We start from the raw sequence: 23,926 nt of genomic DNA on the forward strand, positions 1-23,926 counted from the left end.
ACGTCACCGACGGCCCTCGTCCGGCGTCGGGGCGCTGGGACGGCGGAACCGGCGGCAGCCGCCGAACGCTGGGATGACCGGCGTACGGCGGCGGTGAGCACGGCTCCCGCCGCACCGCCGCCGACCACGGGTGGCAGCGAGGGCAGGGCGCGGAGCGGGCCGGCTCCGCGCCCTGCCACGTGCCGCGCGGCAGGCTTACCACGCGCACCGGCTGGTATAGCCGGTCCTGCTGTAGGACTTGCCGTCACTCAAGGTGACCGTCACGGTCCAACTGACACCGGTGCCGCCAACGAACTCCAACCCCGACCTGCTGGGGAAGCTGCCGGTGAACGAGCGTCCACTCATGCCCAGGGACACGGTGCCCGTCGGCGATCCGTAGTCGGGATCGACGCCGCTGGCGGTATATGACACCCACGCCCTGCTGATGTCCAGCGTCGTGTCGCCGATGCTGCCGCTCACGTTGACGGCCCACCCGCCGAAGTATCCGGCCGCCTGGCAGAAGCCCGACGCGCTCACCACCGGTGTCGGCGGCGGCACCGGCGGGGTCCCCTTGATCTGCCCGATCTCGGTGGCAGTCGCCGCGTGGTCCAGCACGTGCAGATCGTCGACCTCCCCCTTCCACCAGGCGAGCGGCCACCCGTAGCCGGTGCCGAGCTCGCGGCCGACGACGAACGACCGGTCGGCGAACCACGTCGCCCGGTAGCTGGTGGTCGCCCTCAGGGACCCGTTGACATAGAGCTTGAGGCTGCCGGCGGAGTGGTCGTACACCCCGGCCAGGTGGGTCCACACGCCCGGCTGGGGCGTGCCACCACGGGCTACGGCGTACTCGTCGCTCGTGAGGCTGTCCTGCTTGGCCATGCGGAACGACCACGCGTTCGCGCTCTTGTCGTAGAGCAGGCTGAAGCCGCTGTCGTGGACCCCGTCCTGGCTCAGCAGCGCGGCAGGGGCGTTCAGGTTGTCCAACCGCCCCCAACCCGCGATCGTGAAACTGCTTCCCGCGGTCACGACCGGCCCGCCGGTGCGGCCGTGCGCGCCGTCGAAGGCCCAGTCTGGGCTGGTCTGCCCGTCCAGGCGCAGCGCCTTGCCGGCCGGGACGCTGACCCAACTCGTCCGTTCGGCCAGGGTCAGTGTGTGGTCGTTCTCGCTCGCATCGGCCGCGAGCATGCCGCTACCCTCGTCGAACGTCCATCTCGCGTTGGGCCCCCACTTGGGCCAGTCCATCCACGCCGCGATCTCCGAGGTGGTCAGTGCCCGCTGCGCCACGTGGACGTCGTCGACTGTCCCCGGCCAGCCGCCGACCCGGAATCCCTCGTCCTGCCAGCGGCCGAACACCAGCGAGCTGACCGCGGGTTGGGAGTTCACGAACGGTGCCCGCCCGCTGAGACGGCCGTTGACGTACAACCGGATCTCGCCCACGGTCGCGTCGTAGATTCCGGTCAGATGGGTCCACACGCCGACCTGTTCCTTGATGTCGCTCTGCACCCAGGTGGGCTGGCTGCCGGCGACGTCGTCGTCGCGGGTGTCTGCGGCGTTCGCCGCGAACACCCAGCCGTTGGGCATGTCCCACCCACGGGAGACGCCGAGCTTGAACCGGCTGTCCCAGCGCCCGTCCTGGCTGACGGCGATGTACTGGTCCTGTCCGGGCAGCCGATCGAGCTTGACCCAGGCACCGACCGTGTAGCTGGCGTCGGGCTCGACCACCGGACGGTCGGTGTGCGCCCAGCCACCGTCGAACCGAACCCCGCCGCCGTGCCGCGCACCCGTCCACGACTCCTGGGCGTACAGCACCGCGGTGTGTCCGTTCCCTGAGCTGTCGGCCGCGGCGACGCCGCTGCTCTCGTCGAACCGCCAGTGCCCCTCGCTGCCGGGCGACGTCAGCAGGCCCATGTCGTCGCGGATCTTCGCCTCCGACAAGGCCGTGTCGAACACGCTTATCCCGTCCAGGTCGCCGGTCCACGTCGGGCTGTCCTGCAACGGCCCGATCCGCAGCGGGCCGGTCGCGGTCCACGGGGTGGTGAACGGCGCGGTGCCGCTGAGCCTGCCGTTGACGTACAGGCGGATCTGACCGGCGGCCTGGTCGTGCACCCCTGCCAGGTGGGTCCACACGCCGACCTGCCCGAGGGTTCCGGAGGCCGCGACGACCTCCGGCGCACCGGCTGTCTCCCCCGCCCGCAGGGCGAACTGCCAGCGTTTGCCGAGCTTCTGGTACCGCAGCGCGAACCCGTTGCCGGCATGGCCCACGATGTTGAGCGCCGAATCGTTGTCGGCTTCCTCGGCGAGCAGCCGCACCCAGGCCATGACGGTGAAACTCTGCGCCGTGTCGACCGCACTGTGCGCGGCAACGCCGCCAGCGTCGCCGGCCAGGCGTACGCCCCAGCCAGCCTGGCCCTCTACCCAGGAAACGCCCGGCGTGAGGGCGAGCGAGCCGTCGGCACCGCCCGCCGCCACGTCCTTCACACTGCTTCCCTGTCCCTCGATGAACTGCAGGTCGACCACGGAAGGGAGCCGCGCGACGCGGAACTGGTATCGCGGGGCACCCGGGCCGCGGTGGCCGGCGGCGTCCACGCACCACACCCAGATCTCGAACGGCGCGATCCCGCCGGCCAGCGGCCGGTACGACAGCGAGGCGGCGGCGCCCGGTGAGGGAGCGACGATCCGCCCGCGTTCCGGTGGCTGGCCGGGGGCCCGGATCTCGTAGTCGTACCCGGCCACGTCCGGGTCACCACCGGCGCCGAACGTGAACTGGCCGACCTGGTCCACCCGGATGCCGTACTGGACCTGCCCGAACCTGACCTGGATGAAGTGCGGTGACGTGACGGTGGGTGTCGTGGTCGGGCCGGTGACGTCCACCGTGAAGGGGCACCACGGGCCGTACGGTCCGGTGTCGACGCCGTCGCTCGCCCGCGCTCGCCACTCGTACCGGCCACCGTCGGTCAGTACTCCCTCGGGCACCTCGTACAGGTGTGTTCCCGGCACGGATCTGGTCGGGGTGTGCAGCGGCGACTGCCCACCGGCTGCGCGGATCTCGAAGTCGATGCCGTGACGGTCGTCGGGGTCGGCATCGTCGACGCTCACCGCCAGCTCAGGCGTCAGCGTGGTGACCCATTGCGCCGGCGCGCCCGCGCATCCCGGCATGGTCGTGGTCTGCCGGACGACGGGTGCCGCCGGAATCGAGTTGTACACCACGCCGATGCCGGGCACCTTGGAGGCGGAACGGGCGTCGTTCTCGAAGAGCTTGCCGCCCACGCCCTCGGTCTCGGTCTCGTCGGCCGCGAGCGCCAGGGTGACGTGCTGCCACGACTGCGCGGCGGCCGAGGTGATCAGCGAGGTGGCGTCGAACTCGGCCAGCGGCTCCCCGGGGCAGGCCTCGTGGCCGGCCCTGATGGTGGTGACCGGGGCACCCACCTGCGCGATCTTGCCCGGCGGGTTGTTCCAGGTGGTGTCGGGGCCGATCGTGCCCGTGTGCCACAGGTACACCGGTTCGGCGGTGCAGTTGTACGAGTACAGCAGCGTGGCCCGGAACGTCGCGCCGATGATGTGCTTTCCGGCGGCGAACGACGTGTCGAGTTGGAAGTAGGAGCGCCACCGGCCACCGGCGGGGTCGGCCGGGTCGACCCCAACCTGCGCGTGCCATGAGGTGTCGTAGTAGCTCTGGTCGGGCAGCGCCGACCACACCATCGTCCAGTGCGGACGGGGCGTCTGCACCTCGGGGTCGAGGTGCAGCGGATAGACCAGGTCCGGGTCGGACAGCACCGCCGGATCCGGCACGACCGTCAGGCTGTCCGGCCCGACCTCCACCTTCATGGGGCGCCTAGCGGCTGTCGGCGACGAGTCCCGCATGAAGGCGGGTAGCCGGTCGCCGGTCAGTGTCCAGTTCTCGGTTCGCAGCCCGAACCGGATCCGGGACACGGCCGGGTGCCGGGCGGCTTCGGGCGTGTGCACCACCAGCTTCTCCGTGAACCCGGTGGGCGTGGCGGTCGCGACGAGGTCGACGCCGGGCAGCACCGCCCGGTAGGTCGCGGAGTCGCCGGCCAGCTGCGGCTCCGGCAGCCGGCCGGGCCAGCTCAGCTCGACCCGCCGGTCCCCGTCGGTGAGTGTGGCGAACGGGCCGTCGCCACCGCCGGAGAAGCGTACGTCCGCGGTGGACGCCTTCGGCGTGACGGATCCGCCCGCCTGCCGCACCAGGGTGGTGTCGACCGGTGTCCACCCGCCACCCCGCCTGACCCGCACCGGGCTGGCCTTCACCTCGGCGTACATGGTGCCGTCGGGACGCGCGAAGACCTGCCTGGTCGGGCTGGTCAGCGCGGTCACCTCGACCGGGCGGCCGGTGCGGCGGGCGGCGGCCAGACCCTCCGTCTCCCCGAGCGGACCCGCCTCCCGGCCCACGACCGGCTCGCGGGCAGAAGGGGGCCCGGCGGGCGCGACACCGCCGGGACCAGCGATGGCAAGCCCACCCGCGGTGACGGCAAGACACAGCGCCGCGGCTACACCGAATCTCATCGCGCGCCGCCTACCACAGCCGAACCGGCGACGACGATCCGATGACCGGCGACGACGACCGCGATGTGCTCCTTGCCGGAAGCAGGACGCCGTACGACGACGGCGGCAGAACCGCCTCGCCCATCACCGTGGTCGGGATACGCGGCGCCACCCTGACCGCGGCGCTGTGGTCGGGCGCCCACTCGTACGGCCGCGTCGTCACGCACTGGCCGCCCCAGCCACCGCACCCGACCTGCTGGTAGACGTACTGCACCTGCGGTTCGGCGTAGTCGTCGAAGTCGTAGTACGAGTCGTCCCAGACGGTGGCACCCCAGTACTCGCAGTCCGGGCACAGGTAGGCGTCGTCGGCGACGGGCAGCTGCCGGAGTGTGCCCATCGCCCGCTCGTACAGCCGGTCGAACATCTGGTGGATGATTCTGGTCAGGGGCGACGGCACCTTCTTCGGCTTGAGCCCGTCCGGGTCGGACATGGTCACCGGGCTGCCGTTGGCGTAGGAGTAGCCGTGCATCTGCTGCGGATCGGTGGTGTCCACGACGGGGTCGGCGGAAACGAACCGGCCGATCGCGGGGTCGTGTTGGCGCGCGCCCAGGTGGACCAGCCCAGCCGGCCCCGTGGTGCCGCCGACAAATCCCCGTTCGCCGTCCCACCAGCCGGGCGCGGCGCCCCGGGCGGCGCCGAACGGTAGCTGATGGCGGCGGACGGTGGGCTGGCCGGGCTGGTCGGCGACCGCGACGCCGGCCGTGCCCTGGTGGTCGTCGACCAGCCAGCTCAGCCGTGCCGGTGTGCGTACCGCGACGACGCTGTCGGCCTGCCGGTAGTAGCGGGTCGCGGTGACCGACCCGGACGCGGACCGCCGCACCTCCGTGTGCCCGAGGTAGAGGGTGCTGCCCGCCGCGTCGCGCCGGACGAGCCGCTCACCGTCGGCGTCGTAAACGTTCGACTCGGCGCCGGCGGCGGTCAGGCGGCCCTCGGCGTCCCAGGTGAGGGCGGCCCCCTGTCGAGAGGTGGTGTTGCCGGAGGCGTCGTAGCCGTAGCTCTCGGTCGTGGTCCCGTTGGTGGTCACCGAGCGGACCAGGTGCGGCTGGGTGGCCTGGTAGGTGTACGTCCGGGCGGTGTCGCCCGCCGCCGTGTGCCACACCTCGCCGAGCCGGTTCCCGATCCGGTCGTAGCTGTAGTCGTGCCAGTACGGGGCGGGGCCGCCGAGAGCGCCGGTCGTCGGCGACGCGGCGCATCCACCGGTCGGGGTCCACGCCTGCACAAGCCGTTGCAGGTGGTCATACCGGAAGCACTGACGGTCGACGGTGTCGTCCCGGCTGTCCGTGATCGAGGTGACGTTGCCGGTGGCGTCGTAGGTGTAGGCGCGGTCGGCCAGCGTCGGCGCCGCATCCACGTCGCGGTACGCCGCCGCGTACGCCAGCCGTCGCGTGGCCGGGTCCCAGCTGTAGTAGCGGTGCACCTGCCGCCCGACGGGGCCGGACGAGCGCGAGTAGAGCGCCCCGAGTTCGTCGTAGGTCGTGTCGGCGACGTAGGACCCGAGCCCGGTCAGTGTGTCGGGGTTGCCCAACGTGTCGTAGCCGTGGGTCAGGGTCTCCTGCGCCAGGCCGCCGACCGCCGGTAGCGTGGTCGTGGCGGGCTGGTCGTCCTCGTGGTAGGTGAACGCGGTGGTGTAGGTGCCGGCCAGGCCCGTCTCGGTGGCCGGAATGGTCACCGCGGTGCCTGTGCGACGCCCACGCTCGTCGTAGCCGCTGATCGCCGAGACGTACGCGCCGCCGCCGGAGTACCGCGTCGACGAGGCGAGCAGCCCCTTGCCGCCGGGCGCGGTGTCGTAGACCCAGTCGGCGAGCGTGGTGCCACCCTCGCGTACGGTCGTCCGCCGGTCCAGGTCGTCGTAGCCGTAGCTCAGGGTCCGGCCCCGCGCGTCCGTGCGGGCGATGAGCCGGCCCGCGTCGTCATAGCCCATCACGACGGTCCCGGTGTCCGGCGCCTCGGCCTTGACCTGCCGACCGCGCGGGTCGTAGGTGTTGCGGCGCACGTTGCCCGCCGGATCGGTGATCGTTTCGAGCAGTCCGAGCTTGGTGTACGTGTACCGGGTGGCGTCGTACGCTCCGGTCGGCGCGTCGCCGCCGTACTGCCGCAGCTCCACGGTCCGGCCGTGCCCGTCGAGCACGGCCGTCGTCGCCGTTCCGCCCTGCGGCGGGTCGACGTCCACCCGGTCGCCCCGGTGGGCGGTCGTCGTACGCCACTGCTGCGTCCCGCCGGAGTACAGGGCCTCGGCGGTGATCCGGTCCGCCCCGTCGTAGGTGTAACGGGTTTCCCGATCGGGAGTGCTGGGCAGGGCCAGCATGCTCGTCGCCGGCGCCCCGGCGTCCCAGTGCGCGTCGATGTCGCGGACGATCCGGCCGGCGCTGTCGTAGACGGTGTCGCTGACGATGCGGCCACCGCTCGGTGAGGCGGTCTGGGTCTGCGCCGGGCGCAGCACGCCGTCATACAGCTCGCGGCTGACCGGGCCGATCAACGGGCGGGTGGTCACCACGGCCGGCCCGTCCGCCCGAACCAGGTATTCGTACCGCACGTTCGGGGTCGCCGTGGTGGCCCGTCCCGGCCGCCAGACGGCGGTCAGCCGACCCAGTGGGTCGTATCCGCTGTGGGTGACGTTGCCGTTGGCGTCCGAGGTGGCGGAGACGCTGCCCCGCAGCGGCTCGAAGTCGGTGGTCACGGTGTGGCCCAGCGGATTGGTCACCAGCGTCCGGGTCACCGGGCCTCCGGTGGCGGGGGTGTAGGCGGTGCGGGTGACGTGCCCCAGCGCGTCGTACCGTTCCAGGGGGCGGCCGTACCGGTCGGGCACGGTGCGGGAGGCGGTGACGAGAGCCGTACCGTTCCACTCCTCGACCTTGGTGAGGTCACCGGTGTCGTTGTAGGTGTTCCTGACGTCGGTCAACGTCGTGCCGGTCGCGTCGCACGCGGCGTCCAGCGTCTCCACCCGGCCGATGGTGTCGATGATCCAGGCGGCCGCGTTCTCGGTGTAGGTGTTGCGCACACAGCTGTCGTCGGCTGCGGTCGAGGTGTCGCCGAGGTCGCTGGTGTGCGCCAGACGGCCCCGCCCGTCGTAGCCGAAGCGCTTCTCCACGGTGCGCACTCCCCCGCCCGCCACAGTGGTGACCGTGCGGAGCGACACCTCGTCGGCCAGGGTGGCCTCCAGCGTGCCGGAGGCGCGTACCCGCCTCGCCGTGGTGCCGATCAGCAGCGGCTCGGAGATGGTTCGGCTGACCACGTCGGCCCCGTCGAAGACGGTGGTCTGCCTCATCATGCCGCCGAACGCCGCCCGGTCGTCGACGCCGTCCACGGTGACCAGCCGCTTGCTTCCGTCAGCCTTCTTGTCGTCGTACAACCCGCGGAGGAAAAGGTGTTCGGTCACCGAGGAGGCGCCGGTGCGCACCCGCACCCGCTGGTACCCGCGCCACTGCCCCCACGACTGTCGGGCAGCGGGCAGGATTTCGGAGTCGTCGTGGCTCCACAGCGCCGTCCCGGGGTCGAGATACTCGTACCGCGTGACCTTCGCCGCGCGCCCGGCGACCAGATCCTCCTCGACCACCTCGTTGACGACGTACTTGTGGAACCAGTCCTGGACGGCTCCGGTACCACCCGGGTTCCAGAGCGCGGGGTAACACTTGCGCACGTTGCTGTCGGGAGCGGGTGTGCCACCCGCGACGCAGTCGACGACCGAATAGTTGATCTTTAGCTGTCCCCCGGTCTCGTTGATGATGCCGTGGATCCGGTACTTGTTCAGCGGCACGCGCCCGTCGATCGCGTCGAGCCGGTTCGGGCGCATCGTCCCGGCGAACCTGACCGGCGGGAGCGTGACGGTGCCGCCGACGTGTCCGGTGCGGGTGACCGACTCCAGCCAGAGCGCGGGTGTCGCGTCCTCGCCGCCGCCACCGGTCTGTGGGAACGAATGGGTGAAGGTCCACGAGTCGACGTCGCGGAAGCCGCCGCCGCTGTCGACCTGCGTCGTGATCTTGGCAAGACGTCTGGTCGACCAGAACGTCGGCGCGGGGTAGGCGCAGCTGGTGGCGCCGCACTCCTGGTCGTAGGGGACGTCGGGGAAGTTGGCCGGCTCGCTGCTGGAGCAGGTCGAGCCGGGCAGGCACCGCCCGGCCAGGGTGAACGTCACCCGGGCCGCGCCCCCGCCGTACTCGACACCGGTCAGGTGGCCGCTGCGCACGTACGGGGTGACCACACCGCCCCGGCGGTAGTTGTTCATCTCCTTCTCGTAGCGGTACGTCATGACGTTGCCGCGCGGGTCGACGACCTTGTCGAGCATCCACCGGTACCCCTGCTGGCACCACGACCCTGCGAACGTCGACTGGTGGCAGGGTTCGCCGCCGTCGTCGCCGTAGACCGGCACCGTCCACGCCGAGCCGGCCGACACGCTGCTGCCGAAGAAGTACTGCACGCCGCCGGGCGAGGTCAGGCGCCAGTGCTCACCGTCGTTGTCCCCGTTGGCGGCGCCGAAGAGCTGCTCGATGCGCCACCCGCTCTCACGCTGCGCCGCCCACGTGCCGGACGCCTCGTCGCGCACCAGCTCGCTGGTCAGGTCCGGCAGCACCGCGATGGCATTGGGCGACAGGTAGCACAGGTCCGCGACACCCGCCTGGCCGTCCTCGTCGCACCCCTGGTAGGACCGTTCGATGAAGCCGGTACGCAGGGCGAACCCCTCACCGAGCACCGACGGCTGGTTGTTGGTCGACCCGATGCGCCCGTCGACGGTGCCCGAGTTGTAGGAGAGGCTGAGATCCGGCACCGGGCCCGGCATCTGGGGCGCCGCGATCGGGTAGGACCAGCTGAAGTCTCCGGAGCCGAGGCCCGTCTGCCAGGTCGCCGAGGGCGAAAGGCTCGTCGCCTGGTAGCTGCCCGCGCTGCTGTCCGACGTGGCGGCCAGCGCGTAGACCCCGTCCCCGCCCGTCGTCGTGACCCTGCCCCGGGCCGGTTCGTTGCGGCTCTTGAGGGGCTGGCCGTCGAGGCGCACCAGCTTGAGCCGGGCCCCGTAGTCGCCGCCGAACGCGTACCGGAAGCCCGTGTAGTCCACCTCGATCGGCGCCCGCCCGCGCGCCCCGGTCACGCTGAAGACCAGGCCGGAGTCCCTGCCGGACCGCAACAACCGCACGGTCGCCGGCTGCCCGAGCCAGATCGGCAACGCCCCCGCACGCGTCAGCTTCGGCGCCTCCGCGTCGAGCTTCTCGCCGTCGCGGGCCGCGGCCTTCACCTCGGCCGTGCCGGGCGCGGGCCACGCGACCTCGGGCGCCTTACGCCACGCGCTCCTGCTCGCGGGATCGTCCATCGGCGCCCGGGCGGCCACGCCCGGGCCGGGTCTGCTGCTCAACTTGGGCCGTTCGCCCGGCCCGACCGGGGCGGCCTGCGCGGGAAAGGGCTGCGCCACGAGCGACAGAGCGCAGAGCAAGATCAAGCCGAAACGTCGCACAACCAGCCTCCAGCAACGAGTAGCCGGCCCCGCTGACAAGCGGAGCCGGCCACAGCGTTACCGCGAGGTGCATATCGAACCGCACATCGACCTGACCCAAGCGGCGTGGAGCACGCCGTCCGTGAGGATGGCTAGTCGACCAGATACCCCTTCAACTCGCCGTTTTCCCAGTTGCCACGGATGCGCGGCTTCGCAGGGGGCTTCGGAGCCAAGCGATTACCGGCTACTCCGCCGAAGGCGCCGCCGAGGACTTCGGTCATGAAGTCGCCGTTGTCCCACTCCTGCTCATCGGCGGTAATCGCGTAACTGAGGGCGCCGGCGACCGCGCCGATGCCCGCAGCGCACAGGACAACCGTCCCGCAGGCGACCGCTCCGGCCGCGGCGCCTCCGACCATCACCGCACCCTTGGAGACGTTTCGGATGACCTTGTCGTTATCCGCCTTCCAGCAGTCCAGAGCGAACCCACGGCAGGATGATCCTGCCGCCTGCTTGAGCGGTTTCTTGGCAGGCCCCATGGACGTACAGCCGTAACGTCCGCCGCACTTCTGCGCGACGGGCTTCTTATCGGCGGGCCTGACGAAGCGGCGCTCGTAGTGCTCGCAGGAGGCCTTGTTGTGGCAGACCTTCTTCGTGTAGCGCTCTTCGTCCTTCTTCTGGCAGGCGCGGACGCTCCCGCCACACTTCGCCAACGCGGCGTCGCGCTTCCGCTGCGCCGCCCGTTCCTTCTTCGCCTTGTCCCGGGCCGCCTTCGCCGCCGCCTTGGCCGCCGCCGCCTGGTTCTTGGCGCGGATCCGCTCCTTCCTGCGCTCCTCGGCGCGCTGCCGCGCCGCATCCTGCCGGGCCTGCTTGGCCGCGGCCCGGGCCGCCGCCGCCTGGTTGCGTGCCCGGATGCGCTCCTGGCGGGCCCGTTCCTGGGCCGCCCTGGCCGCCGCCGCCTTGCGCTTGGCGGCGTCCGCCCGCTGCTTCGCGTCGCTGCCGTCACACTGTCTCGGGTTGGAGCACTTGTACTTCAGGCCGTCCGGGTCGGAGAAGGTGACCGGCGAGTTGTTGGCGTACGCGTACCCGTTCATCTGCTGCGGGTCGGCGTCGTCGATGATGGGGTCGATCGAGATGAAGCGGCCGATGTCCGGGTCGTACTCCCGCGCGCCGAGGTGGACGAGCCCGGTGGACGGGTCCTTGGTCCCACCCACGAAGCTGCGCTCCGACGGCCAGCTCACCGTGGCGCCGCGCGACTGCCCGAACGGGGTCTGGTACCGCCGGGTCACCGCCAGGTCCGATGCTCTGATGGTGATGTTGGCGGTGCCCTGGTGGTCGGAGACCAGCCAGTTCAGTCCGGCCGAGGTGCGGACGGCGAAGTTGCCGTAGTAGCGGGTCGAGGTCGTGGTCCCGGCCGTGCTGCGATGGATCTCCAGCCCACCCAGGTAGAGGGTGGTGCCGGACGGATCGCGGCGGATCAGCCGGTTGCCGTCGGCGTCGTAGAGGAACGAGGTGTCGCCGATGCTCTGCAACTGGCCCTCGGCGTCCCAGTTCAGGTCCTGGCCCTGCCGCGTCAGCATGTTGCCGGCCTTGTCGTGGGTGTAGGTGTCGGTCTTGGACTCGCCGGGGCCGGTGGTGGTCACCGACTTGAGGGTGTGCGGCTGCGCCGACCCAGCGCTCGGGTAGCTGTACGCCCGGGTGGTGTCGCCACCCGCCGCGTGGCGGACCTCCGACAGCCGGTTGCCGGTCTTGTCGTAGCCGAACGAGTGCCAGTAGGGTGCGGGGCCGCCCAGCGCGGTGGCGGATCGGGTGTCGCCGCACTTCCCGGACGCCGGGGTCCATGCCTCGGTCAGCCGGGTGAGGTAGTCGTATCCGAAGCACTGGTGGTCGCCGGACACCGCGTCCGAGCTCGACAGCACGTTGCCAACGGCGTCGTAGGTGTAGGTCACCGCCGAGACACCAGGGCTGTCCTCGACTTCCCGATCCGTCGCGGCAGTTTCGAGCCGTCCGGTCACCGGGTCGAAACCGATCCCGGACCAGACCTGACGCCCGGGGGCGCCGTGCGCCGTTCCGACGACCCGGCCGAACTCGTCGTACCACGTGTCGTCGACGTAGCGGTCGAGGCCCGACATGGCCTTTGGTTGGTCGAACTCGTCGTACCTCTGGGTGAGGGTCTCGTTGGGCAGGCCCGGGGCGGACGGCAGTCCGGTGGTGATGATCCGACCGAACGCGTCGTAGGTCAGGCTGGTCAGGTAGGTGCCGGCGAGGCTTCCCTCCGAGGCCGGAATGGTCACCTTCGAGCCCGACGACAGGCCGGTGCCCTGCTGGTAGCCGGTCACCTCGCTGGAGTAGACGTTGCCGTCGACGTAGCGCTTCGACGCCACCGGCAGTCCCTTGCCGTTGGGCAGGGTGTCGTACGTCCACTCCGCGAGTTTCGTCTGCCCCTTGAAGTGGCCGGTCTTGCGGCCCAGCGCGTCGTAGGTGCTGGTCAGCGTGATGCCACGCGAGTCGGTGCTGGAAAGCTGCTGGTCCTCGTCGTCGTACGTGTAGGTGGTGGCCCCCGTGTCGGGATCCTCGTCGCGGATCACCCGGCCACGCAGGTCGTAGTGGGAGCGCCAGACGTTGCCCGCCGCGTCGGTAACGCTCGTCCGCTGGCCACCCGTGTTGTAGGTGTACTTCGTCGCGTCGTAGGTGCCCGTCGGTGACTGGCCGTGGAACTGGCGCAGCTCCACGGTGCGGCCCTCGAGGTCGAAGACCTCCATGGTCGGCGTGCCACCCGCCGGCGGGTCGACCGCCGTCCAGTTCGGGCCGTACAGCGTCCTGGTACGCCACTTCTCCGCGCCGTACGACAAAAGGATTTCGTCCGTGACGCGTCCGGCGGGGTCGAAGATCATCCGCGTCTGTGCCGTCACAGCGGCGTCCGGCACCTTGAACAACGTCGTCGCCGGAGCGGCGTCCCCGTTCCAGTAGTCGTCGGTGGTCTTGTGGATCCTGCCGTGGCTGTCGTGGAACGTGTCCGTGATGATCCGTCCACCGACCGGCGACGGGCTCTGCGTCTGGCGGGTCCGCAGGAATCCGTCGAAGAGCTCGTGGCTGACCTGGTAGGAGCCGTTGGACAGCAGGCTCCGGCTGGTGACGGCTGACGGCGCGTCGCCACGTACCAGGTAGGCGAAGGTCGCCGAGGGCGACTGTCCGGCCGCCTTGTTGCGCCCAGGAGCCCAGCCCGCGGTGGTCCGGCCCAGCGCGTCGTAGGTCATGTCGGTGCGCACCCCGTTGGCGTCCACCACCGACAGGGCAGTGCCCAGCAGCGGATCGACTGAGGTGGTGTTGGTGTGGCCGAGAGCATCGGTCGTCGCGACCGTCGTCACCGGGCCGCCCGTCTCCGGCGTGTAGACCACCGTGTTCCGGTCGCCCGACGGGTCCGTCGACTCGACCAGTCGACCGTGCGTGTCGTACCGGGCGGATCCCATCGACACGTAGCGGCCAGGTTCGGCAACCTCCTCCGCTCTGGTCAAGTCGCCCTTGACCGGGGTGGCGGTGATGCTGGTCGCCCCGTCGTAGTAGTGCCGTTGATCGGCGATCAGGTCGGCGCCGGTCGGCGCGACGTCGCAGCCCACGCCGACCGTCTCGATCCTGGCCAGGGTGTCGACGATCCAGGATGCGAGGTTCTGCGTGTACGAGGTCCGGGCGCACGTGTCGTCGGCGGGGGTGGACAGGTCGCCCCGGTCGTTCGTCTCGACGACCCGACCGTGGTCGTCGTAGGAGTAGACGGTCTCGGTGACCCAGACGCCGCCCTCGTGCCGGGTGTACTCCCGCTCGGACCGTTCCTCGGTGAGATACGCCTCCAGCGGCCCGACGGGCCGGTTGCGGCTGGCCGTCCTGCGGATCTCCACCGGTTCCGAGATGGTCCTGCTGAGCCACTCCGCACCGTTGAAGACGGTCATCTCACGGGTAAAGCCGCGCCGCACCGGCTTGTCCTCGATCGTGCCGCCCTGGGAGTCACCAACCCACACGTCGCGCCGCGAGCCGTCGGACAGCAGGTCGTCGTCCATGCCGCGCAGGAACAGGTGCTCCTCGACCCGCTGCGGGCCGGCCAGCGGGTCGCCGTACTTGACCCGGGTGCGCTGGTACCCGCGGAACTGCCCCCACGACTTGAACCGGGCCGGAAGCAGCTCGCCCGTGTCGTAGGTCCAACCGGCGCCGCCGAGGTACTCGTACTCGGTGACCTCCGCGGCGTTGCCGCTGCCGGTCATGTCCCGCTCCACGATCCTCGTTACACGGTTCTTGTGGAACCAGTCGAGCGTCGGCTCGGTGGAGCCGCCCATCATCCAGTAGCCGGGGAAGCACGACTTCGTGTTGCCGTCCGGCGTGGGCAGGCTCGACCGGCTGCACTCCTGCCTCGCGTAGGTGGCCTCGATCCGGCCACCCGTCTCGTTGGTGACGGCCTTGAGCCGCCACTTGGCGAACGGGCGCTGCATGTCGAGGCCATCGACACGGTTGTCGAGCAGTTCACCGTCGAACCGCACCGCCGGCACGCTCACCGTCGCACCGACGTGCCCGGTGTGGACTATCGACTCGAGCCACAGCCCCGGATCGGTGCCGTCGCCGTTCGACGGGAACTGATGGTTCAGTGTCCAGGACGCCACGTCCCGGTAGGCGGAGTTGTGGTGGACCTGCGTCCTGATCTCCGCCAGCCGCCTCGTCGTCCAGAACGTCGGGGCCGCGATGTCACACGTGGTGCTCGTGCACTGCTGGTCCAACGGGACGTCGGGGAAGTTCTGTGGATGGCTGGCGGGATCGCACACCGTCCCGGGGATGCATCGCGGAGCGGTGGTGAAAAGGACCCGGCCCGCCGCGGGAGCGGCCGATCCGTCGCGGAAACCATACTCGATCCGGTTGAGCTGGCCGGCCCGCACGTACTGCGCTCGGCTGTAGTAGTTCGTCTCGATGTCGTAGTAGTAGGCCATCGCGTCCCCGTGGGTGTCCACGACGTAGTCCAGATTCCATCGGTACGCCTGGACACACCACGCGTTGCCGAACGTGGCCTGGTGGCACGGCTCCCCGGCGTCGTCGCCGAAGACCGGCACGGTCCACGTCGACTTCGCCGCGGCCGAGCGGCCGAAATAGTACTGCGTGCCGTCCGGTGACGTCAGCCGCCAGTGTTCGCCGTCGTTGTCGCCGTTGGTCGCCCCGGTGAGGAACTCGACGCGCCAGCCGCTGTCCTCCTCCGAGCGCCACACGCCGGTCGCGTCGTCGCGTACCAGGGAACCGTTCATGCCGGGCAGCGCGACTGTCGCGTTCTGGGAGGCGAAACACAACTCCTGGGAAGTGGTGTGCCCGTCATCCTTGCAGGACTGGTAGGAGCGCTCGATGAATCCTGCCTGGGAGTCGAATCCCTCGCCGACGATCGATGGTTGGTTGTTGGTCGCGGCTATCCGCCCGTCGACGCTGCCGGAGGAGTAGGTCAGGCCCACATCGGGAGACAGCCCGGGCAGGTCGGGCACGCTCATCGGGTACGACCAGCCGAAGTCACCGGAGTTCAACCCGACCTGCCAGGTCAGCGACGGTGCCAGGGTGGTGGGTTGAAGGCTGCCGTTGGGGCCGCTGGATGCGGCGGTGACCGCGAACAGGGCGCCTTCGGCAAGACTCGGATCGTTGTCGGCGCGCAGTCCGCTCGGCAGCGGCTTCCTGGCCGGCACCGGCAGCTCGACCCGCAGCTTGCCGTTCTTCAGATCGTTGTGGCCCGGGAACACCTTCCCGTCGTGCACCCGTACGACCTGCAGGCGCGAGGCCCAGTCGCCGCCGTAGCGGTGCCGCACCGCCCGGTAGTCGATGTTCACGGACGCCGCCCTGGCCTCGTCGCTGGAGACCCGCAGCAGCAGTCCCTTGACCCCGGCACGCGTGGCGGCGTTTCGGTCGAGCACCTCCGCTCGTACTCCGGCGGGGGCGGCGACCGCGGCCTGCCCGTTCGTGTCCGGTGACGCGCGGAGGAAGGCCGCCTCCTCGGTGCCGGGCTTGGGCGGGACGGGTGGGATGCTGTTGCTGCCCGGTACCGAGACCGGCTTGGCCCGGTCAGGGCGACTGGGACCGTCTGGTTTGGCCTGCGTCGGCGTAGCGATCAGCAGCGTCGCCGCCAGCACAATGGCCGTCGTCGACGCCACCACCGCACGCCACCTCGTTGCACGTTTTGTCATGCGGGTACGGTCTTTCCGTCCCGCACACCTGTACGCACTTTCCAGCGCACAGGGCAGCGCCGTCGCGGCATCGGCCGCGCTCGGGCCGCGGTGCCGGCTCGGACCGGAGCCGTACCTGTGGGTCGCCGCGCAGGATGGCCTCGTGCAGCGACGTCAGCAGCGGACTCGGCCGGGCGTTGAGGTCGTTGGCCAGATACCCGCAGGCGCGCCGGAACGCGTCGACGGCGGCCGCGACGTCGCCGCTGCTGCTGCAGGCGACCATGAGATGCCCCCAGGCGCGCTCGCGGTACGGCTGACGGCTGAGGAAATCGTGCAACAGCAGGCGCGCCCGGCCAGGTTCGCCGGCCTCGATCAGCAGTTCGGCGTAGTCCTCCACGGCGGACTGCCACTGGACGAGCAACGCCTGCGCGTACCCGAACAAGGCAGGCCCTTGCGACACGTCGGCCATCGGGGAATCGCGGTACAGGCACACCGCGCCGGCGAAGAGGCCGATCGCCGAGTTTCGGTCGCCCCGGCGCCGAGCGGCTCGACCCTCGTCGATCATGCTCTGAAACTGCAGAGCATCGACGCTGCCGCTGATGGTCAGCGACCAGCCGTGGCGTCCCTGGAACAGGTGGCCGCCCAGGCCCGTCGCCCACAGCCGCAGCTCGGCCAGGTAACTGCGGAAGTTCGAGGCGGCCGAGACGGGCACGGAGTCACCCCACAGTTCGGCGTAGGCCGCTGCCCGCCGTAGCATGCGGTCTCGATCGACCAGCAGCATCGCCAGCAGCGTGCGTGCCTTCCCGCTGGGAATGGGCACCAGAACGCCTCGCCGCCGCACCTCCATGGGGCCCAGCACGTTCACTGCCAACTGTTCCATAAAAGGCCGCCCCCCGTGTCCGCCGTGTCACTCGGCATCGTCTGATCGACGACTCGGCCAACGTCACGCCGGCCACCCGTGCGGTAACTTAGCGCCACGGTGTGGTCGAAACGTCGCTGGAACGTGGACGCGCGAGGTCCGCGGTGTCGGCCGAGAGACGATCATGACGGCTGCCGGGTGAGAGTCGGTCTTGGAACGAGCCGTGCGGGGGGAAGTCGGTGGAGTTTCGAGTGCTGGGCCCCCTGGAAATTCAGGACGGGCCCCAACTGCTGGCCCTTGGCACGCCCCGCGTCCGGACCGTCTGCGCGATCCTCCTGGTGCGGCCCGGAAGCGTGGTCAGCGTGGAGCAGTTCGTTGACGAGTTGTGGCCGGACCGGCCGCCTGCGGACGCCCGGGCGCTGGTTCGGGGGTATCTGTCCCGGTTGCGCCAGGCACTGCGGCGGGGCCCGTCCGGACCAGCCGGGGCCGGTCTGCTGGTCACTCACAAGCCGGGCTATTTGCTACGGGTTGCCGAGCACGAGCTGGATCGCCACCGGTTCGAGAGGCTCACCGCCGCCGCTCGCGCCGCCCGCGACGCCGGTGAGCCGCGCCGTTGCGTCGAACTCTTCCGCGAGGCGCACCAGCAGTGGCGGGGGGAACCGTTCGCAGACGTGCCGAGGACCGCCAGCGTAGCGGCTGCCGCCAACTGGTTGACCGAGTTGCGGCTCGCCGCCGCGGAGGAACAGTTCGACACCGCGATGGACTCCGGTGACGACACGGCGGTCATCAGGGAATTGTCCGAACTCGTCACCGCACATCCGCTACGCGAACGGCTGGTGGCGCAGCTCATGGTGGCGTTGTGTCGCCACGGCCGGCCGGCCGACGCCCTCGACCGCTATGAGCGGACGCGGCGCAGCCTGGCCGAGGTGCTGGGCGCCGACCCGGGACCGGAGTTGCAGCAGTTGCACCGGCAGATCCTGAACGGCGACCCGGCGCTGAGCGGTCCCGCCACGGCCCGCGTCTACACCCTCCCGGTCGCTCGCGGCCCCAGACCACGTCAGCTCCCCCGCGCCGTGTCGACATTCGTGGGGCGCGACGACGAACTGTCCAGGCTGCGGAAGCTGCTCGACGAGCAGCGGGCCGGTCGCGGGAGTCAGGTTGTCGTCATCCACGGCGCGCCCGGCGTGGGCAAGTCGGCGCTCGCCACCCACGCGGGAAACCTCTGGCTCGACCGGTTCCCGGACGGGCAGCTGTATGTGAACCTTCGTGGCGCCAGCCCCGGAGTCGATTCGCTTCCCGCGGTGGAAGCCCTCGGCCGCTTCCTCCGTGCGCTCGGGGTGAGCGCGGCCGACGTACCGCGCGACGTCGAGGAGGCGGCCGGGTTGTTCCGCACGCTGGTCGCCGATCGGCAGATGATGGTCCTGCTCGACAACGCCGCCACCGCAGGCCAGATCCGCCCACTCCTGCCGGCAGGCGTCGGCAGCGTCGTACTGGTCACCAGCCGAGCCAACCTGGCAGCTCTCGACGGCACCGCCCACCTGCACCTCGCTCCGCTCAGTCCATACGAGTCGTACGAGATGCTCGAGCGGCTGATCGTAGACGCTCGGCCGGGCGACGACCGGGCCATCCGACGCCTTGCGGAGCTTTGCGGTCACCTGCCGCTCGGGCTGCATCTGGCAGCCTCCCGCCTCCGGACCCGGCCGGCCTGGTCCGTCGAGCACCTGGTCGAGCGCCTCGCGGACGAGCGGCACCGCCTCACCGAACTCGCCGCGGGCGACCTGGCCGTTCGCAGCAGCTTCAGCGTCAGCTACGCCGCCCTGCGGGATGGCGGGGGCCCCGGAGGCGGCGCGACGGCACGGGCGTTCGGCCTGCTCGGTGTATTGCGAGTGGCCGAGTTCGACCTGAGGCTGGTAGCGGCGTTGCTCAATACCGCCCAGGCGGCCGCCGACCTGGTGATCGAGCGCCTGTTGGAGGCGCACCTGGTGGAGGAAACCAAGCCTGGCCGCTACCAGATGCACGACCTGGTCCAACTGTTCGCCCGCGAACTGGCGGCCGCGCAGTTCCCGGTCGAGGAGACGGGCGCGGCTCTGACCCGGGTGCTCGGCTTCTATCTCGCCACGGTCCAGCACGCGAATCGGCTGGTCTACCCGCATCGCGCGCACTACCCGCTCCCGAAGGCCGACGGCGTGGCAGCTGAGTTGGCCGGCCGGGACGACGCGTACCGGTGGCTGGAGCAGGAACGTCCGAACATGGTGGCGGTGATCCGGCAGGCGCTACCCGGGGCCGCCGAACACGCCGGTCTCGGTGTCGCCCTCACCCTGGCTCTGCACTGGTTCTTCGCACACGGCGGTTACATCGACGACCATGTCGACCTCGGTGAGCAGATCGTCGGCGTCACAGCGCGGCTGGGCGACCGCCGGTTGGAGGCGTACGCCCACGGCACCTTCGCCGGCGCGCTCAAGGTGCTCAGGCGCATTGACGCCGCCATCTCCCACACAACGGTCGAGTTGTCCCTCTGTCAGCAGTTCGGAGATCGCTTCGGCGAGCAACGCGCGCTCGGCAATCTCGGTCAACTCCAGTTGCTCCGCGGCGACCCGGTCAAGGCGGTCGGGTTCATCGAGCGGCAGTTCGAGGTGGCTCGCGACATCGACGCCGCGGTCGGCCAGGCATTCGCCCTGATGAGCCTCGGCCAGGCCCGGTTCCGGTTGGGCCACCCGGAGGAGGCGATCGGGCTCCTGGAGCGGTCGCTGGCCTGGTTCGACGAGGTCGGCGACGACCTGTTCACGTATGGAGCGCTGGGAGAGCTCGGCCAGATCTACCTCTCCCTCGGCCGCTTCCAGCAGGGCGTCACGGCGTTCACCCGAGGGCTCGAGTGCGCCCGCCGGGTCGACTACCGACTCGGCGAGGCCTGGGCCCTGGCCCGGCTGGCCCGGGCTTGGGCACTGTCCGGTTCTGGGGACGAGGCACGCGGCTGCGTCGCTGAGGCCGTCGCGCTGAACGCGGCGTTCAGCGGAACGCGACTGGGGTCCGAGCTCGTCGCCGAGTGCGCCGAGGTGCTCGTGCTGGCCGGCGGTTCCCGGGCGTAGGCGCTGGCACACCGGCGGCGACGAGATCGACATGGTCGGCGCACCGCAGCTGGGCGGCGGCCGCGCCACGGGGCCGCGCCGGCGCCGGCAGGGCGCGCCGGTTGCCCGCTCACGCCGGACCGGGACGCCGGGCGGTGCCGGGCGACGGAGGGCGGGGGCGCCCGGCACCGCCAGCCGTGGAGAGCCGTGCGGCGGCGAGGGACCGGTTGAAACCGCACGCGACGGTCACCCCGTCCGGGTACCCGCCCCGGGAGCCCAGCGCCCACATCCGCGGCGCGTGCTGGTCGAACTCGCTCTCCACGGTGGCCAGCGCCAACTCTCCGGGGTGTGGTGCAGGTCGGCCGGGAGGCGGTCCGGTTCGGTCAGCAGCAGGTCGGGTGGTAGGGACTGGTCACCGCGGCGGTCAGGCTGAGCTCACCTTCCCGGCCGCCAACCGTTCGCGCGGTCGCTGGCCGGTCGCCGGCTGGCCGTCCGGGTCGCTCACCCCGGGCGTGAGGGTGTGCACCGGCGGGGTCACGCCGAGTCCCACCGGGATCCGCAGCGGCTGCTCCGCACCGGTCGCCGTGCGGACCCCGGTGTACTGGTTCGGCGCGGTCGCCGCAGTGTCCAGCCGTACGGGCGCGGTCGCCCGCCCACCGGCGGGGATGGTCAGCCGGGCCGGCGTGACGGTCAGCGCGGCGGCGCGGCCGGTCGCGCCGGCATCGACGGCGTCACGGCCAGGTCGAGGTGACCGCCTGCCGGCCGGTGTTGTGGTGGGGCACGCCCGACGCGGCCCGGACCCCGGCCGGCACCGGCCGAGCACGATGCTGGCGGTGTCGGCCCGGACGGTCTGGTTCAGCGCGGCCGACACGTTCAGCAGTTCAAGGAGCTGACCAACTCGCGGTCGCGGATGTTGGGCTGGCGGGCTTACGAGCGCGGCTGGACGTGACCTCCCGCCACCGGTGACCCGCCGCGATATCAGAGGCGCCGCTCCGACGGCTCGATGCGGTAGTCGTTGATGCTCGCGTCGCGGACCGCCATCAGCCCGTCCGGGGCGAACTGCCACAGCTCGTTGCCGTGGCTGCGCCACCACTGCCCGTCCGCGTCGCGGCTCTCGTACTCGAAGCGCACCGCGATGCGGTCGCCCGTCCATGCCCAGAGGTGCTTCACCAGTCGGTAGTCGCGCTCGCGCTGCCACTTGCGGGTGAGGAAGCGGACGATCTCGTCGCGTCCGCTGAGGAACTCGTCGCGGTTACGCCAGCGGCTGTCGGGGGTGTACGCGCGGGCCACCCGCTCCGGGTCGCGGGTGTTCCACAGGTTCTGCGCGATCCGCACCTTCTCGGTGGCGGTCTCGGCGGTGAACGGAGGGATGATGGGTGTGCTCATCGGTGCTCCTCAGGCGGGCAGGGAAAGGGGTCGCGGGTCGGTGAGACGACGCTGGATCTCCGTCTGGTAGGGGGCGAGCCGGCTGGTGCGGTTGGCCGCCAGCGCGCCGACGAGTTGGCCGTCGCGGTGGTACGTGACGACGAGGCGGCGTTTCGTGCCGTCGTGCTCGACCACCTCGCTGGTGTCGGCGAGGTGCGGCAGCCCCACCGCGCGCATCCGCACCCCGTACAGGTCCGACCAGAACGACGGCACCGGCCGGTAGGCGACCGCCTCCTCGGGCCGCAGCAGGGTCTGCGCCGCGGCGTGGGCCTGCTCGACGGCGTTGCTCCAGTGCCCGAGCGAGACCAGTTCGTCGCCGGCCAGCGGGTGCGGCCACCGGGTGAGGTCCCCGGCTGCCACCAGGTCTGGCGCGGGCTGGCCGTCGGCCCGCAGCGGCCGGCAGTTCTCGTCGCAGACGAGTCCCGCGTCGACGAGCAGGCCGGCGCTGGCGAGCCATTCGACGTTCGGCTCGGCCCCGAGCGCGAGGACCGCCAAATCGGCCTCGACCCGGGTGCCGTCGGTCAGCTCGGCTCCGGTCAGCTCGCCGCGGCCGTCGGCGGCGAAGCCTCGGATCCCGACGCCGGGTCGCAGGTCGACGCCGTTGGCCTGGTGCAGGCTGGCCACGAACCGCCCGACGTGCGGGCCGGTGGGCGCGAGCAGTGGCAGCGCTCGGGGCTCGACGAGGGTTACCGCGACGCCGAGGGCGCGGGCCGCCGAGGCCACCTCCCCACCGAGAAAGCCGGCGCCGACGACAAGCAGCCGACCGGCGCGGGGCAGGGCCTCGGCCACTGCGGTCGCGTCGTCGAGCCCTCGGATGGTGTGCACGCCCGCCGGGGTGGGGCTCGGCCAGGGCCGGGCGCGGGCGCCGGTGGCGAGCACCGCCCCGTCGTAGTCGAGCCGGGTGCCGTCGGTGAGGCGCACCGCGCGGGCTGCGACGTCGAGTCCGCCGGCGGCCACGCCCAGCCGCCAGGTGACGTCGAGCCACGCGGGGACGGGCAGGGCGGTCCGCTCGGGTCGCCACCCGTCGCTGAGGATCTGCTTGGTTAGCGGCGGCCGGTCGTACGGCAGGTGCGGCTCGTCGCCGAGCAGCACGAGTTCACCCGCGTGGCCGGACCGGCGCAGCGCCTCGGCGGCGCGCAGCCCGGCCAGTGAGGCGCCGACCACCACGACCCGGCGCAGGGCTCTCACGGCCCGCCCACCAGGCGGATGGCGCGGACAGGGCAGGCGGCCACGGCGGCGCGCACCTCGTCGAGCCGCGACTCCGGAGGCTCCGGTTGGTAGGTCAGGACTTCGTCCTCGTCGAACGCGAACATCTCGGGCGCGGCGTACACGCACTGCCCGTGGTTCTGGCACAGGTCGAGGTCGACGGTCACGGTCATGGCTGGTCCGTCTCCGGGTCGAGGGTGGGGTTGAAGCGTGAGTAGGTCGGCGCGCTCCAGACGAGCGGGCTGGCGTGGTCGATCTGGACGACGCGTTCGAGGTGGAAGTCGACCGCCCGCTGCGCGCCGGGCATGGCGACGGCCGGTTCCCAGTCGACCTCGGCGGTCCCGGTGAGGTGCAGTGTGGTGCCGGTGGACCAGTCGACCAGTAGCAGACCCGCGGCCGGGTCCTGTTGCAGGTTGCCGAGCGTCATCAGCATCGCGTTGCCGATGTAGTCGGGCCAGCGCAGCCGGGCGGGCGAGAGGACCCGCACGAAGCCGGGGTTGCCGCCCCGATGCGAGGCGTCGCACGCGCCGGCCGCGGACCGGGTGGCCACGAAGAAGGTGTCGGCCCGCCGGACGGTCTGCTGCTGGGTGGGGGTGAGCGTCGCACCGACGACCGGTGGGGCGGCCGGGCGGGCTTCGGCGACGCGGTGCGGGGTCCGCTGCTGGATGTACTTGGGGCAGTTCGCGTACACCTGCTCGGCGGTGACCCGGAGCCCGCCGGGCCTGGGGTGGCTGACGCCGTTGAGCCGCATCCGGCGTCGCGTACCGGCCTCGATCGCGATCGTGCCCACCTGGGCCGGCCGGGCGAGCACCGGGGCGAGCGGGTCACCGGGCACCGGGCGCGTGTCGACGTCGATGGTCCGCTCGTCGGGGGCGCTGATGAACCCGGGCGGCCCGGTGAGCAGGCTCGCCCACATGCGGCCGTCGTCGTCGGCCCCACCGATGACGATCATGGGCTGCTCGGTCAGGAACCGCATCGCCGGCGGTGGGAGCGTCGTGCCGATCGCGAGGCGCGAATACTCGGCCTGCTCGGCAACTCCGGCCCGCCGCTGCGCGGCGAGTTCCCCGGGGTGGTACTGGACCATCACCGCCTCCTTCCGGGCGCTGTCGACACTGGCAGCGGTGGTGGGGGGGGCCCCCCCCCCCCCGGCCCGCCCCCCCCCCCGCCCCGCCCCCCCCCCCCCGGGGGGCCCCCCCCGCCGGCGGGGGCGGCGGGGGGGCGGCCGGGGGCCGGGGGGCCCCCC

10 protein-coding genes are annotated in these 23,926 nt (G+C 71.5%); 1 reads left to right on the forward strand and 9 read right to left on the reverse strand.

The genetic code is table 11. The annotated features are described in order from the left end of the window. Positions 1-195 precede the first annotated feature (195 nt). From ACGF7U_RS14580 to ACGF7U_RS14595, 4 genes are all read right to left on the reverse strand, one after another. A complete protein-coding gene (locus ACGF7U_RS14580) occupies positions 196-4,386 on the reverse strand; it encodes a LamG-like jellyroll fold domain-containing protein (RefSeq protein ID WP_393106574.1) in 4,191 nt (1,396 codons plus the stop codon). Positions 4,387-4,510: 124 nt separating this feature from the next. After that, complete coding sequence (locus ACGF7U_RS14585) at positions 4,511-9,880, reverse strand: RHS repeat-associated core domain-containing protein (RefSeq protein ID WP_393106577.1); 5,370 nt, start codon at positions 9,878-9,880, stop codon at positions 4,511-4,513. Positions 9,881-10,110: 230 nt separating this feature from the next. Continuing rightward, the gene (locus tag ACGF7U_RS14590; RefSeq protein ID WP_393106579.1) at positions 10,111-15,879 is read right to left on the reverse strand and encodes an RHS repeat-associated core domain-containing protein; all 5,769 of its coding nucleotides are present in this window, start codon (positions 15,877-15,879) and stop codon (positions 10,111-10,113) included. Between the two features lie 148 nt (positions 15,880-16,027). After that, a complete protein-coding gene (locus ACGF7U_RS14595; protein ID WP_393106582.1) occupies positions 16,028-17,008 on the reverse strand; it encodes a BTAD domain-containing putative transcriptional regulator in 981 nt (326 codons plus the stop codon). A 230-nt stretch (positions 17,009-17,238) separates the two neighbouring features. Between ACGF7U_RS14595 and ACGF7U_RS14600 the strand changes: the two genes are divergently transcribed. Continuing rightward, on the forward strand, positions 17,239-20,073 hold the full coding sequence (locus ACGF7U_RS14600; RefSeq protein WP_393106584.1) for a BTAD domain-containing putative transcriptional regulator: 2,835 nt from the start codon (positions 17,239-17,241) through the stop codon (positions 20,071-20,073). A 403-nt stretch (positions 20,074-20,476) separates the two neighbouring features. Here ACGF7U_RS14600 and ACGF7U_RS14605 read toward each other — a convergent pair whose 3' ends face one another. The 5 genes from ACGF7U_RS14605 to ACGF7U_RS14625 all read right to left on the reverse strand — a co-directional run bounded on the left by ACGF7U_RS14605 (position 20,477) and on the right by ACGF7U_RS14625 (position 23,767). Beyond that, positions 20,477-20,923, reverse strand: coding sequence for a hypothetical protein (locus ACGF7U_RS14605; protein WP_393106586.1), 447 nt, complete (start codon positions 20,921-20,923; stop codon positions 20,477-20,479). 107 nt (positions 20,924-21,030) lie between these two features. Then, positions 21,031-21,438 (reverse strand): nuclear transport factor 2 family protein, encoded by a 408-nt coding sequence (locus ACGF7U_RS14610; RefSeq protein ID WP_393106588.1) that lies wholly within the window; start codon positions 21,436-21,438, stop codon positions 21,031-21,033. Positions 21,439-21,447: 9 nt separating this feature from the next. Then, positions 21,448-22,665, reverse strand: coding sequence for an NAD(P)/FAD-dependent oxidoreductase (locus ACGF7U_RS14615; protein ID WP_393106590.1), 1,218 nt, complete (start codon positions 22,663-22,665; stop codon positions 21,448-21,450). Further along, positions 22,662-22,856 carry a ferredoxin gene (locus ACGF7U_RS14620; protein ID WP_393106592.1) on the reverse strand — a complete coding sequence of 65 codons (195 nt, stop codon included), beginning with the start codon at positions 22,854-22,856 and terminating at the stop codon, positions 22,662-22,664. The genes ACGF7U_RS14615 and ACGF7U_RS14620 overlap by 4 nt, the downstream gene beginning before the upstream one ends. Next, positions 22,853-23,767: a pyridoxamine 5'-phosphate oxidase family protein gene (locus tag ACGF7U_RS14625; protein WP_393106594.1), complete on the reverse strand. Its 915-nt coding sequence runs from the start codon at positions 23,765-23,767 to the stop codon at positions 22,853-22,855. Before ACGF7U_RS14625 ends, ACGF7U_RS14620 begins: the two co-directional genes overlap by 4 nt. Positions 23,768-23,926: the final 159 nt, after the last annotated feature.

Source organism: Micromonospora sp. NPDC047670 (assembly GCF_043204915.1).
Lineage (GTDB): Bacteria > Actinomycetota > Actinomycetes > Mycobacteriales > Micromonosporaceae > Micromonospora.